The organism is Butyricicoccus sp. AF18-9LB (genome assembly GCF_027684505.1).
GTDB classification, from domain to species: Bacteria; Bacillota; Clostridia; order Oscillospirales; family Butyricicoccaceae; genus Agathobaculum; species Agathobaculum butyriciproducens.
Genome location: NZ_JAQCWA010000039.1, coordinates 1 through 14,918, shown reverse-complemented (window position 1 = coordinate 14,918; position 14,918 = coordinate 1). Strand labels below are relative to the sequence as shown.

Below are 14,918 nucleotides of genomic sequence, written 5' to 3'. Positions count from 1 at the left end.
CTGGACTGCGTTATCGCGGCAATCGGCACCAGCCCGAACCCACTGATCCGTCACACGACTCCGGGTCTGGATACCAACCGCAAGGGCTGCATTGTTGCTGATGACGAGCACGGCATCACCTCCAAGGATGGCGCAGGCAAGCGCGCTGCGGCTGCGATGGACGAGTACATTAAGAATAAGAACAAGTAATTTCTGCTTGATATGAGGAAAACCAGGTTGTGCATTAAGCCGCAACCTGGTTTTTGCAGTGCGTTCGATATGGCAGCGACAAGGAAGCCGGGTGCCAGCCAAAAACTGACGGAAAACTCCAAAACCGACGAACAGAAATCATATAGCAGGCCGTATAGGGACGGACGAGAGTACTGCTCAATACAAAGTCCGGTGCTGCTCGAACTGCTCGCGGTTGCGGCACTCATCATGACAAATTTCCTCTCTAATGTGGTGACAATGGTGCTGTTCTTCAATATCGGTCTGGCGCTGCTCTCCGGTTCCAAAATGCATCTGGGAGCGTTCGCCGCTGTCATCGGTGTCGCAGCATCTATGGCATCTCTGACGCCGTCCGCGTGCGCGCCGGCACCGCTCATCTTCGGACCGGGGCATGTGACGGTCCGCGGTGTGCTCAAGGCGAACCTCGTGTTCCTTGTGCTGTCTCTTGCAGCCTGTCTTGTTGTGGTCTATCCGCTCGCCTCTGCGGTGTTTGGATAAGAAAAGCATTTGCGCAGATAAAATCCCCTTTGATGCCGGCCCGGTATCAGGGGGATTGTCTGTTTTTGTTCGTTCGGACGGGAATACCAGTGAATGGTTCTGATAACAGCAGGTTTTATGCAAAACACAGCGCTCAGCGCGCCGAAAAATGTATGGGTCTAAATTCACATCTTCGGGTGCCATCGCCGCACCCATGTTGGCCGCGTCCTTGACGCCCATTTCGACCATTTTGCCGAACAGGACATGTGTCACGCGCACATCGCACGGCTCCGCGCCGTTCGGCACCGGCTCACTGCCGAGAATAGCCGCGCCTGCCGCAGTAGTCGTCCATTGTGCGGTTGGTGTGCGCTGCCCGCCGTAGGCCAGCGGAAAACGGTACTGCCGCTCTGCCGAGCAGAAATGCGAGGAAGCTGCCGCAAGCAGGCGGTCTGCCGCGCCGCTCTCGACCAGACAGCCGCCGAGCGCAAGACCCTGTGCCATCGTTGAGCATGCACCGTACTGTCCGAGATAGGGCACATTCGCGTGCATGGACGCTAAAAACGAGCCGATGCACTGGTTGAGCAGATCGCCTGCAAGGATCAGGTCGAGCGAACGCTCGGGCAAGGTGGCTTTGCGCAGCGCAAGCCGGATGGCGGTCTTTTGCAGCTCGCTCTCTGCCAGTTCCCACGAGCGCTGCCCCATCCGGTCATTCTTCGCCACATAGTCAAACCGCTCACCGAGCGGGCCTTCGCCCTCTTTTTTGCCGACTGCCGCCGCGTGTCCGAGCAGATACGGTCGGTTTTCGAGCGCAAGCGTGCGCTTGCCGATGCGCTTTATCATACCGAACCGCCTCCCGTCAAAAACAGAATGAGACCGTAGATGACGCTTGCCGAAATGCCGTACACCAGCACCGGTCCCGCGATAACGAACAGCTTTGCACCCAGACCGAGGATCAGTCCCTCGCTTTTGAACTCCATCGCCGGAGAAACAATGGCGTTTGCAAAGCCGGTGATCGGTACAATCGTGCCTGCTCCCGCATATTTTGCAAGCTTTTCGTACAAATGCAGGCAGGTGAGCAGGGCACCGAGAAACACCATTGTGATGGCGGTCGCGGCGGCTGTGTCCTCGGTATCCAGTCCGCGGGAGAGCCACAGCTGCCGCACACCCTCGCCGGCCGTGCAGATCGCACCGCCGATGAGAAACGCCAGCAGGCAGTCGCGCCACAGCGGCGAATTCGGGCTTTTGCGTTCGAGCAGCTGTTGATAGGTTTGTTTATCCAGTTTCATGCAAGGTTCCCCTTTCTGTACGCGTAGTTTGCCCAGCCGTTCCGGGATTATCCATCTGACCCTGTAAAATAAATGCGAACTGACCATTTTCGACAGACCATATTCGCGGTATGATAAATAAAACATATCAGATCAGGGGGATTTATGATGGAATCCAAGAAAAAAGCGTTTTCGCTGTACGACATCGTGATGATCGGTCTGATGGCGGCAGTGGTATTCGTTGTTACCATGTTCCTGTCCATCCGCATTCCGACGCCGACAGGCACCACCATGATCAAGCTCGCAAACGCGTTCGTGCTGCTGTGCGGCCTGCTGCTCGGACCGGTTCGCGGCGGTCTTGCAGCCGGTATCGGCTCGATGATCTTCGACCTGATGACGCCGGAGTACGCACCGGAGGCGTGGATCACCTTCCTGCGTTTCTTCCTGATGGCATGGCTGTGCGGCGTGATCGCTTACGCCGGTGCTGCTGCCGCAAAGAAATTTGCGCGCAACCTTGTGGCGTGCCTTGCAGGTGCGGTGTTCTCGTCGCTGCTGTACATGCTCAAGGGCATTATTGAGCTGATGATCGGCGGCAGTGCTCTGGTTCCGGCTTTTGTGGCCAATATTCCGAAGCTGATGACCTCGCCTCCGAATATCATTATCGCGGTAGTTGTTGCAATGGCGCTTCTGCCGGCGCTGCAGAAGGCGATGAATTCGACCTCGTTCGGTCACCATATGGCAGAAAAGTAAGCAAATCCGTTGAGAAACGCGCCTGTCGGTTATCGGCAGGCGCGTTTCCCATGCTTTGCAGAAAGTCGGATTTCGTGGTATACTGTAATCATCTAAAGAAAAGCACAGCGAGGAGGAAAACAGTATGGCGGATTTTGTATCGCATCATCTATTCGGCAGGCAGGCACTGACGGTGTTTCCCGCACCGGCGCAGCGGGCAGCGGCATGCCGTCCGGCGTGCTTTTTCTGGGGGTGTCAGGGACCGGACCCGCTGTTTTACCGGAAAATCCTGTTTGGCAGTCCGCTGCACAAGCTGGGCAACCGCATGCACTCGGAGAAAACGGATGAGCTGTTTGCGGCGCTCTCGCGTGCGGTGCGCGACCTGAGCGGTGACGCGCAGGAAATCGCAGCGGCGTATTTCTACGGCTTCGTTTGCCATTATGCGCTCGACAGCGAGATTCATCCCTATGTTTACTGCCAACAGGTGCGGTTCTGTGCTGAAAATTCAAAGCTGTCCGCATCGGCGGTGCACAGCCGCATTGAAAGTGACATTGACTATCTGCTCTATGAACGCGCATGCCATCGCCCCATCACCGAGTTCGATCCGGAGGAACGCTACCGGCTTTCGCCGGTCGAGCAGGCGGTGCTGTCGGTTGTGCTGCACGCGGTGCTCAAAACCGTGTACGGAGCCGATGTTTCCACGCATGATCTGCGTCGTTCATTCGTGGAAATGACCTCGTGGGAGAGTTTTCTCTATTCGGAGAGCCGCGCCGTCTATCGCGGAGCGAAAAAGGCGGAAGCCTTGCTCGGTCGAGGCGCCCTGCTCACCGGTCACATGAAGCTCGAGCGTCCGGCGTGGGATGTGCTCAATCTGGCTCATCAGCCGTGGCATAACCTGTGGAAACCGGACGAAACCCGCACGGATTCCGTTCCGGAGCTGTTCGGTCTGGCGCGTATTCGTGCCGCCTCGCTCGCCGGACAGTACGCCGCGCAGTTTGACGCAGGCTGGCTGATGCACTATCACTTTGATGAGCCGTTCGACAGCGGCAACCCGAAAAAATGATAATGAAAAATAAAATGTGAGTGCATTTTTCATTTGTCATTGCGATTGCAAGGGAAAAAGACTGTAAAAGACAAAAGGCGCCTGAAAAGGCGTCTTTTGTGAGGCTGTCGAAAAACTATCGTTTTCCGAGCAGCCTCTCGTTCGAAACCACGCTTTCGAGCGAATACTGAAGAAAAACCGCGCCCTAACGGGCACATTTTTTCTTCCCTTGTATAAAAAGTCAGGTACACGCCCCGACTTTTTATGAATTTGCTTCGCAAATTCTATTTTATGCGTGCTGCCGCACGAAGCGTAAAAATTAAAATAATACTTTTTTGACAAACTGACAAAAGACGCCTGAAAAGGCGTCTTTTCTGTTAGACACCGCTACTTTTGTGTTAGTCACGGCTATTTTTGACCTGATTTCTTTGCAATACGGCAATGCCTGTGGTAAAATTGTAGGAAATCCGAAAGGAGGTGCAGCGACCGTGCAGTATGTGCTGTACTATTTTATTGCAGTCAGCGTCATCGGCGCGATTGTCTGTATTTACGATAAGCTCGCCGCGGCTCGCGGCTGGAGGCGTGTGCCCGAGCGCACGCTGTTTTTCTGGGCGCTGATTGGCGGCGGGCCGGGCGTGTACGCCACCATGCTCATCATCCGTCACAAGACCCTGCACCATATTTTCATGCTCGGCATACCGGCAATTATGGTTCTACAGGGAGCAATTATTGTTGGTGTTTATAACATTCTGTATATGAAGGGACTGCTATGACAAACGCACTTATCCATATTTTCATCCGCGATGCGGAAAACACCGGCGATTCGCAGGTGCGTGAAAAATTCGGCGTGCTGTCCGGCGCGGTCGGACTGGCATGCAACCTGTTCCTGTTTGCACTCAAGCTGATCATTGGTCTGCTTACAGGGTCGATTTCCATCGCGGCGGACGCATTCAACAACCTGTCGGACGGTCTGTCCTGCCTGATTTCCATTGTCGGCTTCAAGGTTTCCGGCAAGGAGCCGGATGCGAAGCACCCGTTCGGCTACGGACGTACCGAGTACATCGCGGGACTGATCGTCTCGTTCATCATCATTCTGGTCGGCTTCGAGTTTTTCAAAACCTCGCTCGACCGCATTCTGCATCCGGCTGCCGTAGCGTTCTCGGCGGTGCTGATGGGAATTCTTGCCGTATCCATGCTGGTTAAGCTGTGGATGGGCGCATTCAACGTCAATATCGGCCGCAGAATCGATTCTCCGGTGCTGATGGCTGCCGGTCAGGACAGCCGTAATGATGTTATCACCACGGCTGTTGTCGTACTCGGCATGGTAGCCGGCCGGTTTACCACGCTGCCGGTGGACGGCTATGTGGGCGTTGCCGTTGCCGCGTTCATTCTCTGGTCGGGCATCGGCATTGCGAAGGATACGGTTGCGCCGCTGCTCGGCGAAGCCGCCGATCCGGTGGTTGCCCGCAATATCCGGCGGATTGTAATGGAATCCGACCATATTGTCGGCGTACACGATATGATCATCCACAACTACGGCGCAGGACGCTCGATTGCGTCGCTGCATGCTGAGGTGCCGAGTGACTCGGACTTTGTGGCTGTGCACGAGGAAATCGACGAGGCCGAAAAGCGTGTCTGGCAGCAGACCGGTGTGTATCTAGTCATTCACATGGATCCGATCGATATCAATAATGCGTATGTCAACGCGCTGCGTGAGCAGACCGACGGCGTGCTCCGTGAGATCGACGGACAGCTTACCATGCACGACTTCCGCGTAGTGGACGGCAAACGCCAGATCAACCTGATTTTCGACGTTGTTGTGCCGTTTTCCTATGATGAGGATGCCAAACGCGACCTGCTGATGAAGATCTATGACAGCCTGAAAGCGATCGACTCGCGCTATAATCCGGTTGTAACGCTCGATCATCAGATGTGATAAGAAAATAATAAGCAGAAAAAGGAGGTGCTTTCGCATCTCCTTTTTCTGCTAAAAATAGCATAGAAAAACGGTAGGAAACAAAATAATCCGCGAAAACGGCAAGTTATCATTGCAATAACCCGAAAATTTGCTATAATGAAGATAGCGTTTTTACGCTTTATCAGATAACATTATTGTTTGGGGGAATTTAAGTGAGCTTTTTCTCGGGCCTGCTTTCCGCACTTCCCGGTGCAGTGGCGCAGGGTTTGATCTGGGGACTGATGGCGATCGGCGTATTCATCACCTTTAAGGTGCTCGATCTGGCCGACCTGACCGTCGATGGTACGATGGCGACCGGCGGTGCGGTGTGCATCGTTATGATGACGCACGGCGCGAATGTATGGGTGGCAATGCTGTGCGCTTTCCTTGCCGGCATGCTGGCCGGACTGATTACCGGTATTCTGCATACCTGTATGGGTATTCCGGCGATTCTGGCCGGTATTTTGACACAGCTGGCGCTGTTCTCCATTAACCTGCGCATTATGGACAAAAAAGCAAATGTAGCGATCAATCCGGACAACTACAAGCTGCTTGTATCGCTGCGCAACGTCAAGAAGCTGACTATCGAAAATCCGATTTTCGTTGCGGCTGTCTTTACGATTGTGGTTATCGCGCTGCTGTACTGGTTCTTCGGTACGGCGCTCGGCTGCTCCATCCGTGCGACCGGCGCAAACCCGAACATGAGCCGTGCACAGGGCATCAACGTGGATTTTGTCAAGGTGCTCGGCCTGATGCTGTCCAACGGTCTGGTTGCGCTGGCAAGTGCGCTGTACTGCCAGTATCAGGGCTTCGCGGATGTCAACGCCGGCCGTGGCGCTATCGTTATCGGCCTTGCCGCTGTCATCATCGGTGAGGTGCTATTCAGCCGTATTTTCCGCAACTTTGCGCTGCGCCTGCTCGGCGTATCGCTCGGTGCGGTTGTGTACTATCTGGTTATTCAGGTGGTCCTCAACCTCGGCCTGAACACCAACGACCTGAAGCTGATCTCGGCTTTCGTCGTTGCAATCTTCCTTGCTGTTCCGTACTGGAAGGGCAAGTATTTCCGCGGTGCAGCCAAGAGTGCCGCAAAGACTGATGCGAAGGAGGCCAAGTAACATGCTGCAGCTCAAAGGGATTTACAAGACCTTCAACGCGGGCACGGTAAACGAAAAGCGTGCCATTGACAACCTGAACCTGACCCTGGAGGACGGCGATTTTGTCACCATCATCGGCGGCAACGGCGCCGGCAAGTCCACCACGCTGAACCTGATCGCAGGCGTGTATCCGGTGGATGCGGGCATGATTCATCTGAACGGCTACGATCTGACCAATTTGCCCGAGCATAAGCGCGCGCGTTTCCTCGGCCGCGTATTTCAGGACCCGATGATGGGTACTGCCGCTACCATGGGTATCGAGGAGAATCTGGCGTTGGCATACCGCCGCGGTCAGAAGCGCGGCCTCGGCTCCGGTATCACGAACGAGGAACGCGAGCTGTATCGTGAAAAGCTGGCAACGCTCGGTCTGGGACTGGAGAACCGCATGACCAGTAAGGTCGGTCTGCTGTCCGGCGGTCAGCGTCAGGCACTGACCCTGCTGATGGCCACCCTGCGCAAGCCGGATCTGCTGCTGCTCGACGAGCATACCGCAGCGCTCGATCCGAAAACCGCAGATAAGGTGCTGCAGATCACCGAAGAGATCGTCGCACGCGACAACCTCACCACACTGATGGTAACGCATAACATGAAGAACGCCATCCAGTACGGCAACCGTCTGATTATGATGGATGCCGGTCGCGTTGTCGTTGATATCCGCGGTGAGGAAAAGAAGAACCTTACCGTCCGCGACCTGCTCGAGAAGTTCAATATCGAGAGCGACCGTATGCTGCTCAGCGAATAAGGCGAATAGAAAGACCCCGGAACCTGGTTTCGGGGTCTTTTTGTGTTCATTTTTCATTTTCCAATCGCAATTCTCCATTGATTTGCCAACCGAGCGGTGTCCGCTGGAACAAAGCATTGTGCAGCCCTGTCAGTGCCTGCCATGTGGCTCGATCGGTAATGCCGGTCTCGGGCAGCTGAAAAATTTTCTGTGCATGTCTGACAGCGGACTGTGTATCCGCATCGTACTCGCCGGTGAGCGGCACGGCGGCAATCCGGTTATAATGCGGCGCAGTTTCGCCCAGCATGAGCTGGAGCACATACACCGTGGGACTTTTCGCGCCCGGCTTCAGCACGGCATCGCTCTCCGGCGGGAAGAATGCCGTCTGCATGGGAAGTGCATCGGCGGCGATAAGCGCGGCATATGTAGCGTAGATGGCGTTCCATGTGCGCTGGTCGGCGATGCCCGTCACCGGAAGGCAGTTCTGCTGCTGGTATTCGCGCACGGCAGCGGCAGTCTTTGCATCCCAGATGCCGTCCGGCACGAGCGGTGCAGCACTGCCCTCAGCCTGCTGAATACGCCGCAGAAAGGTCTGCAAATCGAAAATATGGCTGCATTTTTGTGCATCGGTGTACAATCACGTTGCCTCCTCTCCAACGGGATAGCCGGGATACTGTCCTCTGGCACTCTGGCTGCCGACCAGCACGGTTTCGGCGAGATCAGCCATGCCTTCCCAGGTCAGCGGGCCGATAGCGCCCGTGGTGGGCAGACCGAGCAGCGACTGGATGACTGACACCGAGGACTCGGTCGCGTCTCCGAAAATGCCGTCTACCGTGACAGCGGGCACTTCGGCGTAGCCGCGGGCGATGATGTTGATGAGCTGCTGCGCCTGCCGCACGGCTTCGCCGCGCATCCCCTTGACGAGAAAGGTTTCCGGCAGGCCGATAAATTCTTCGAGCCACTCCTGCTCAGGCTGGGCGAGCAGCACGGATTGGTAGGTGGAAAGCAGGGAATACCACGTCTCTCGATCCACCACACCGGTGATGGGCAGGCCGACAAGCCGCTGATACGCAGCCACGGCTTCGCGGGTCTGCGGACCGAAAATACCGTCGATTTGTCCCGCCTGCCAGCGCGGCAGAGCGTCATAAAACTCGCCGACGATGGCAAGCAAATACTGCAAAAGCTGTACGCCCGGGCCGCTCATGCCCTCGGTCAGCCGTTCGGGATACTGGCGGGAGATCTCACTGAGGGTCAGTCCCTCGCTGTTGAGCTCGCTCAGGCGCTTGACATTATTATAAATGAACGCGATGCGGTACCATGTTGCCGGGCCGACAAGACCGTCCTCGGTGAGGTTGAACTGCCGCTGGAACGCCCGCACGGCGCGTTCGGTGTCCGCGCTGAACACGCCGTCTGTGGGATAGATTTTCGGAATGTTCGGGAAATTGGTTGAAATGCGGTTAAGGCGCGTTTGAATCGTGCGGACATCCTCGGAAAAATCGCCAAGCCGCAGCGTTACACCGGGAAATGACCCGCCGAGATTGGGCGAGAGCGGTGCACCGGTGACGAAATTGATGTCGCTGCCGTAAAACGACTGCAAGATCTGCTCGGCGGAAAGTCCCTGCTCGGCCAGCGGCACGGTTCCCCACTGGCTAAGCCCGCCCGGACAGGTGACGGTCGTGCCGTTGCAGTATTGCGTGAACAGCGGCTCGATGGAATCGCCGCGGGTGAGGTAAGTGCCGATCATATCGTCTACGATGGTGGAAATATTCTCGAAAATATCCCGTCCGGGCACAAAGGACTGGTCATACCGCGTGGAATTGGTGATGTCAAAATCGTAGCCTTGCGCGCGGTACCATTCGGTGAATACACGGTTGAGCACATAGGACATTTGTGCGTACACGTTGGCGCGGATGGCCTGCTCGGGCCAGGTCGGATAAATCTCGGACGAGGCAACATTTTTGATGTAATCGGCAAACGGTACGGTGATATTCTGCGCATTCGAGGACGGCGCACCGAGGTGCACCGTGATGGTTTCCGGTATGGAAACATAGGGTTCGGGCAAAGCAATCCCTCCTTTTACGGATTCTCCGGCAACTCGGGATCGAGTGCCTGCGGCGCACCGGTGGCGGTCAGGTCGGTCTGCGCGAAGCTCTGGTTTTCCGCGAGCGGTGTAAGCGCCACGGGCAGCATGGTCGGCACGCCGGAGAACATGGCGATGTGCAGTGCGGTCAGCGGCGTGTAGCCCTCGGCGGAGATTTCGACCGTGTAGACCGCAAACGGCGGACCGCTGCCCGGACTCAGCGAGTTGCTGCGCGGCGGCGTTGTCAGTATCATGGACGGCGTCATGCCGCCGGAGTCGGTCGTGACCGAGTAAAGCAGCGTGCGCATGCCGGTATCATCCGGCGCGGTGGAGACCGAAACGATGGCGTTTTCAAGCGGCAGTGCACCTAATGCGGTCGTGACGAGTACACGCAGTTCGGCGGTGCCGTCGGTCAGTTCAGCCATGAAAAAACCTCCTTGTCAGCAGGTGAAAAAACAGATATACTAAAGGTAACAGCCGCAAAGGCGGCAAAATCTCGAAAGGCGGGGACAGTATGCAGGATTACAAAACAATGATCTCCATGTGTGCAGAGCAGGAGGAGAAGTTTCAGTTTGAGCATTTTTCACGCGAGGATGCGCTGAAAATCGGCCTCAAGCTGCATGAAAACGCAAAGGAGCAGCCGGTTGCGGTTGAGATTACGGTGAACGGTCTGGTCGTGTTCCGCTGCTTCGGTGAGGGCGCAAAGCCGGACAGCGAACTGTGGCTCGCGCGCAAGCGCAATGCGGTTGACCTGATGGAAACGTCCTCGCTGCGGTTTTTCGCAGAGCTGGAGGACGCAGGTGAGACCTTCGCGGACCGCAAGCTCGACCCGAACGAGTACGCCGCAGGCGGCGGTTTCCCGATCCGGCTGCGCGGCACCGGCGTGATCGGTTCCATCTGCGTTTCCGGCTATCCGGATCATGTGGATGATCATCAGCTTATCATTAACACACTGGCGGAGTATTTCGCATAATTGAGCATTTTAAATGGGGAATGGAAGATGAACGTATCGTTTTTCATTCTCCATTATTTTTATACTATTTTGACATGATAATGCCGAAACCATCGGTCAAGCTGGATGATATACGCGAAAATCTGCGGGGTGCGCATCAGCTGTCCGAACCACGGTTCGGTAAGGCTTTCCGGCCGCTGCATGAGTTTTTGCACGGCATTCCGGTCGAACAGGGAAGCGGTGACCGAGGTGTTATCCTCGAAAATACGGCGGACATAGTCCGCGCACAAGCGGGTATAAACCGGATGAAAGGTTTTCGGATACGGACTTTTCTTGCGGTAAACGATCTCTTTGGGCAGTTCATCGACGAACGCGCGGCGCACGATGCCCTTTTCGCGTCCCTCGAGCGATTTGAAGTCCCACGGCATGTTATAGGCATACTCGACAATGCGGTGGTCGCAGAAGGGCACGCGAACCTCAAGACCGGAGTACATGCTCATGCGATCCTTGCGGTCGAGCAGGGTCGCCATGAACCAGTCGAGATTGAGCACGAACATTTCACGCATCCGGGCTGCTTTTTTGTCATCGGACGACAGCTTTGGCGCACGATCGCAGGTGTCGCGGTAGTGCTGGCGCACAAATTCCTCGCCATTTCTAACGGCATCCGGTGTGAGCAGACCCAGACGCAGACCGACCGACCGTGACCACGGAAACGTATCTTCAAACAGAATTTCCTCACGGTGGTACCACGGATAGCCGCCGAATAACTCGTCAGCGCACTCGCCGGACAGGCAAACGGTGGTTCCGCCGCGCTTGACGGCCGCACAGAACAGCAGCAGGGAGGAGTCTACATCGGCCATGCCGGGCAGCGCACGCGCATCCGTCGCGGGGAGCAGGGCCGCGCACAGTGCCTCCGGTTCGAGCACAACGCGATGATGGTGCGTACCGAGAAAATCCACCATTTGATCAATATACGAATCGTCACTATTGGGCTGAAATATACTCTTTGTAAAATATTTATCGTTGTCCCGATAATCCACCGACCAGGTATGCAGCGTTTCGCTGCGGGCCGCGTAATCTTTCGCCGCCAGCATGGACAGGATGGACGAATCCAGTCCGCCGGACAGGAAACACGCCAGCGGCACATCGCTGACCAACTGACGGCGGGCGGCATCGCAGATGAGCGTGTGCGTGTGCTCGATGGTAGTCGGCAGGTCGTCCTCATGCTCGTGCGCCTCGAGCTTCCAGTAGGTGTGATCGGTGAAGGCTTCCGGCGTAAGAATCGCAAAATGCCCGGGCATAAGGGAGAAAATCTGCCGAAAAACACCGGATTCCGGCGGGCGAGCCGGACCGAGCAGCAGCAGCGTGCGCAGACCATCCTCGTCGAGCGCAGGCTCGATCTCCGGATGGCAGAGTACGGTGTCAATGGTCGAACCGAAGGTCAGACCGTTGCGGATGGGAGCGAAAAACAGCGGTTTCACGCCCAGTCGGTCGCGGCAGAGCGTCAGTCGGCGCTCGCGTTTCTCCCAGATGGCAAAGGCGAAAATGCCGTTCAGCCGCGCAAATGCGTCGGTTTTCCACTCGAGATAGGCGTGCAGCAGCACTTCAGTGTCCGAATGTCCGACAAACTCGTGCCCGCGTGACATAAGTTCTCTACGCAATTCCGGTGTGTTATATAACTCTCCGTTATATATAAGGATAGTATTCCTGTCGGGAGAGCACATTGGCTGCTTGCCGCCCTCCGGATCAATGACGATCAGCCGCCGATGGATAAGCGCTGTGTCCTCGTCAAAATACGTGCCTTCGGCATCCGGGCCGCGCGGCGTGAGCGTGCGCTTCATGCCGTGCAGGATGGGTCCGCCGCGGCGTGCATCCCGTTCAAAATCCACAAAACCGCCGATACCACACATAGGCAGTTCCTCCTGAAAATAGTGATTTCTTTCTTTTATATGCACTCGAAACGGGAAATATGAGGTGGAATCCGAAATTTTCTTAAAAAGGAAAGCGTTGGCGGAAAAATGCGCGGTTTGCGTGCGATCTGCGTTCATTTATGCCGAGTATTGGAAGAAACGCACAAAATTTGGCGGCAGGATTTTATCAGTAAAAAGAATGTTAAATCCTTGACAAATGGTTTTCGGACGATATAATAGAGATAGACATGCTCCAAACAAGGGTATCGCTGGACGCGGCGCTGCGGCCACTGACCGTGTGCGCTGTGTTTTTGTGCGTATCCGCATTACTTATTTATTTGGGAGGTTTATGGCATGGATTTTAGGCTTACAAAAGAAGAAGCACTGTTCCAGAAGATGTGCCGCGAGTTCGCTCTGAACGAAGTAGAGCCGATCGCAGCTGAGATCGATGCGGAAGAGCGCTATCCGGAGGAAACCGTTCAGAAGCTGATGAAGTACGGCCTGATGGGCATTCAGTTCCCGAAGGAAGTCGGCGGCTCCGGCGGTAACTATATCTGCTATTCTATCGCTATCGAAGAGATGAGCCGCGTATGCGGTACCACCGGCGGCATCATGTCCGCTCACGGCACCCTGGGTGCTTGGCCGATTTACGCTTTCGGCACCCCGGAGCAGAAGGAAAAGTGGCTGCGCCCGCTGATCGAGCCGAAGGAAGGCGCCAAGATCGGTGCATTCGGCCTGACCGAGCCGAACGCAGGTACTGACTCCGCTGCACAGCAGACCATGGCTGTTAAGCAGGAGGACGGCTCCTACATCATGAACGGCTCCAAGGTGTTCATCACCGGCGGCGGCCGTGCAGATACCTACGTTGTATTTGCTATGACCGACAAGACCAAGGGCAACAAGGGCATTTCTGCGTTCATCGTTGACAAGGACGACCCGGGCTTCTCTATCGGCAAGATCGAGCACAAGATGGGCATCCGTGGTTCTCAGACCGCTGAGCTGATCTTTGAGGACGTTCATCTGCCGGCAGACCGTCTGCTGGGCAAGGAGAACGGCGGCTTTAAGATCGCTATGATGACCCTGGACGGCGGCCGTATCGGTATCGCTTCTCAGGCACTGGGTATCGCGCAGGGCGCTCTGGATAAGGCTATCCAGTACATGAAGGAGCGCGTACAGTTCGGCAAGACTCTGGACAAGTTCCAGGGCCTGCAGTGGATGGTAGCTGACATGGCAACCCAGATCGACGCTGCTCGTCTGCTGGTTCGCCGTGCTGCATTCAACCACGATGTTGGTCTGCCGTTCACCAAGGAAGCTGCTATGGCTAAGCTGTACGCTTCTGAGGTTGCAATGGACGTTACCACCAAGTGCGTACAGATTTACGGCGGCTACGGTTACATCCGTGAGTACCCGATGGAGCGCATGATGCGTGACGCTAAGATCACCGAGATCTACGAGGGCACTTCTCAGGTTCAGAGAATGGTCATCGCTGGTCAGGTTCTGCGCTAAGAAAAGGAGGAAAACTGAACTATGAAGGCAATTGTTTGTGTAAAGCAGGTTCCGGATACCTCCGGCAAGGTTGCTGTTAATCCCGATGGCACCCTGAATCGTGCATCCATGCAGACCATCACCAACCCGGACGACCTGAACGCTGTAGAGGCTGCTCTGAAGCTGAAGGACGCTACCGGCTGCAAGGTCGTTGTTATCACCATGGGTCCTCCCCCGGCAGAGGGCATGCTGCGTGAGCTGATCGCTCGCGGTGCTGATGAAGGCGTTCTGGTTTCCGCTCGTGAGTTCGGCGGTTCCGATACCTTTGCTACTTCCCAGATCCTGGCTGCTGCTGTTAAGAAGGTTGGCCTGGAGAAGGACGACATCGTATTCTGCGGCCGTCAGGCTATCGACGGTGATACCGCTCAGGTTGGTTCTCAGATCGCTGAGAAGCTGGACATCCCGCAGGTTTCCTACGTTGCCGGCATCGAGAAGGATGGCGACAAGGTTGTTGTTAAGCGTATGCTCGAGGACGGCCACATGACCATCGAGACCCAGACCCCGTGCCTGCTGACCTGCATTAAGGAGCTGAACGAGCCCCGCTACATGTCCCTCGGCGGCATCATGGACTGCTACTCCGCTCCGGTTTCCGTATATGATTACAACACCCTGAAGGACGATCCGCTGATCGATCCGACCACCATTGGTCTGAAGGGTTCTCCCACCAATATCTTCAAGTCTTTCACTCCCCCGCAGAAGGGTCAGGGCAAGATGCTCGAGGGCGCTGACAAGGCTACCTGTGAGACTCTGGCGGCTGAACTGCTGAAGAAGCATATTATCTGATTGAAAGGAGAACAGAACAATGGCTGATTTTAATAACACCAACCTCGCCGATTTTTCCGGCGTATGGGTATTCTGTGAGCAGCGCCAGGGCGAGCT

Annotated in this window: 15 protein-coding genes and 1 pseudogene; 10 read left to right on the top strand and 6 right to left on the bottom strand. The window is 55.9% G+C overall.

Going from position 1 to position 14,918, the window contains the following annotated elements:
- Nucleotides 1-189 (top strand): annotated as a pseudogene (locus tag PGY33_RS13645) (dihydropyrimidine dehydrogenase); the annotation flags it as partial.
- Between the two features lie 177 nt (nt 190-366).
- Here PGY33_RS13645 and PGY33_RS13640 read toward each other — a convergent pair.
- Together PGY33_RS13640 and spoVAC are read right to left on the bottom strand one after the other, a co-directional pair.
- Entirely contained in the window at nt 367-1,524 is a 1,158-nt protein-coding gene (locus PGY33_RS13640) for a hypothetical protein (RefSeq protein WP_270479067.1), read from the bottom strand.
- Nucleotides 1,521-1,970 (bottom strand): stage V sporulation protein AC, encoded by a 450-nt coding sequence (gene spoVAC / locus PGY33_RS13635; protein ID WP_117489141.1) that lies wholly within the window; start codon nt 1,968-1,970, stop codon nt 1,521-1,523. Before spoVAC ends, PGY33_RS13640 begins: the two co-directional genes overlap by 4 nt.
- 147 nt (nt 1,971-2,117) lie before the next feature.
- Here spoVAC and PGY33_RS13630 point away from each other — a divergent pair, with 147 nt between their 5' ends.
- The 6 genes from PGY33_RS13630 to PGY33_RS13605 all read left to right on the top strand — a co-directional run bounded on the left by PGY33_RS13630 (nt 2,118) and on the right by PGY33_RS13605 (nt 7,573).
- The gene (locus tag PGY33_RS13630) at nt 2,118-2,699 is read left to right on the top strand and encodes an ECF transporter S component (protein WP_158574695.1); all 582 of its coding nucleotides are present in this window, start codon (nt 2,118-2,120) and stop codon (nt 2,697-2,699) included.
- 124 nt (nt 2,700-2,823) lie between these two features.
- Entirely contained in the window at nt 2,824-3,741 is a 918-nt protein-coding gene (locus PGY33_RS13625) for a zinc dependent phospholipase C family protein (protein WP_270479066.1), read from the top strand.
- Between the two features lie 467 nt (nt 3,742-4,208).
- Nucleotides 4,209-4,493, top strand: a complete 285-nt coding sequence (locus tag PGY33_RS13620; RefSeq protein WP_118361165.1) for a DUF1294 domain-containing protein — start codon at nt 4,209-4,211, stop codon at nt 4,491-4,493.
- Nucleotides 4,490-5,656: a cation diffusion facilitator family transporter gene (locus PGY33_RS13615; protein WP_118361163.1), complete on the top strand. Its 1,167-nt coding sequence runs from the start codon at nt 4,490-4,492 to the stop codon at nt 5,654-5,656. Before PGY33_RS13620 ends, PGY33_RS13615 begins: the two co-directional genes overlap by 4 nt.
- A 194-nt stretch (nt 5,657-5,850) precedes the next feature.
- Nucleotides 5,851-6,792: an ABC transporter permease gene (locus PGY33_RS13610; RefSeq protein ID WP_118481349.1), complete on the top strand. Its 942-nt coding sequence runs from the start codon at nt 5,851-5,853 to the stop codon at nt 6,790-6,792.
- 1 nt (nt 6,793) lies between these two features.
- A complete protein-coding gene (locus tag PGY33_RS13605) occupies nt 6,794-7,573 on the top strand; it encodes an ABC transporter ATP-binding protein (protein WP_110435947.1) in 780 nt (259 codons plus the stop codon).
- A 46-nt stretch (nt 7,574-7,619) separates the two neighbouring features.
- Here PGY33_RS13605 and PGY33_RS13600 read toward each other — a convergent pair whose 3' ends face one another.
- From PGY33_RS13600 to PGY33_RS13590, 3 genes are read right to left on the bottom strand one after another with little or no spacing between them, the layout of a single operon-like run.
- Nucleotides 7,620-8,189, bottom strand: a complete 570-nt coding sequence (locus PGY33_RS13600) for a peptidoglycan-binding domain-containing protein (RefSeq protein WP_118286044.1) — start codon at nt 8,187-8,189, stop codon at nt 7,620-7,622.
- Complete coding sequence (locus PGY33_RS13595; protein WP_118481350.1) at nt 8,190-9,614, bottom strand: peptidoglycan-binding protein; 1,425 nt, start codon at nt 9,612-9,614, stop codon at nt 8,190-8,192.
- 14 nt (nt 9,615-9,628) lie between these two features.
- Nucleotides 9,629-10,057 carry a carboxypeptidase regulatory-like domain-containing protein gene (locus PGY33_RS13590; protein WP_117489129.1) on the bottom strand — a complete coding sequence of 143 codons (429 nt, stop codon included), beginning with the start codon at nt 10,055-10,057 and terminating at the stop codon, nt 9,629-9,631.
- 89 nt (nt 10,058-10,146) lie between these two features.
- Here PGY33_RS13590 and PGY33_RS13585 point away from each other — a divergent pair, with 89 nt between their 5' ends.
- Complete coding sequence (locus PGY33_RS13585; RefSeq protein ID WP_118481351.1) at nt 10,147-10,605, top strand: heme-degrading domain-containing protein; 459 nt, start codon at nt 10,147-10,149, stop codon at nt 10,603-10,605.
- 59 nt (nt 10,606-10,664) lie between these two features.
- Here PGY33_RS13585 and asnB read toward each other — a convergent pair whose 3' ends face one another.
- Entirely contained in the window at nt 10,665-12,494 is a 1,830-nt protein-coding gene (gene asnB, locus PGY33_RS13580) for an asparagine synthase (glutamine-hydrolyzing) (RefSeq protein WP_117489125.1), read from the bottom strand.
- A 354-nt stretch (nt 12,495-12,848) separates the two neighbouring features.
- Between asnB and PGY33_RS13575 the strand changes: the two genes are divergently transcribed.
- Both PGY33_RS13575 and acrB read left to right on the top strand, forming a co-directional pair.
- The gene (locus PGY33_RS13575; RefSeq protein WP_110435953.1) at nt 12,849-14,000 is read left to right on the top strand and encodes an acyl-CoA dehydrogenase; all 1,152 of its coding nucleotides are present in this window, start codon (nt 12,849-12,851) and stop codon (nt 13,998-14,000) included.
- Between the two features lie 21 nt (nt 14,001-14,021).
- Nucleotides 14,022-14,822 (top strand): acryloyl-CoA reductase electron transfer subunit gamma, encoded by an 801-nt coding sequence (gene acrB / locus PGY33_RS13570; protein WP_118361149.1) that lies wholly within the window; start codon nt 14,022-14,024, stop codon nt 14,820-14,822.
- Nucleotides 14,823-14,918: the final 96 nt, after the last annotated feature.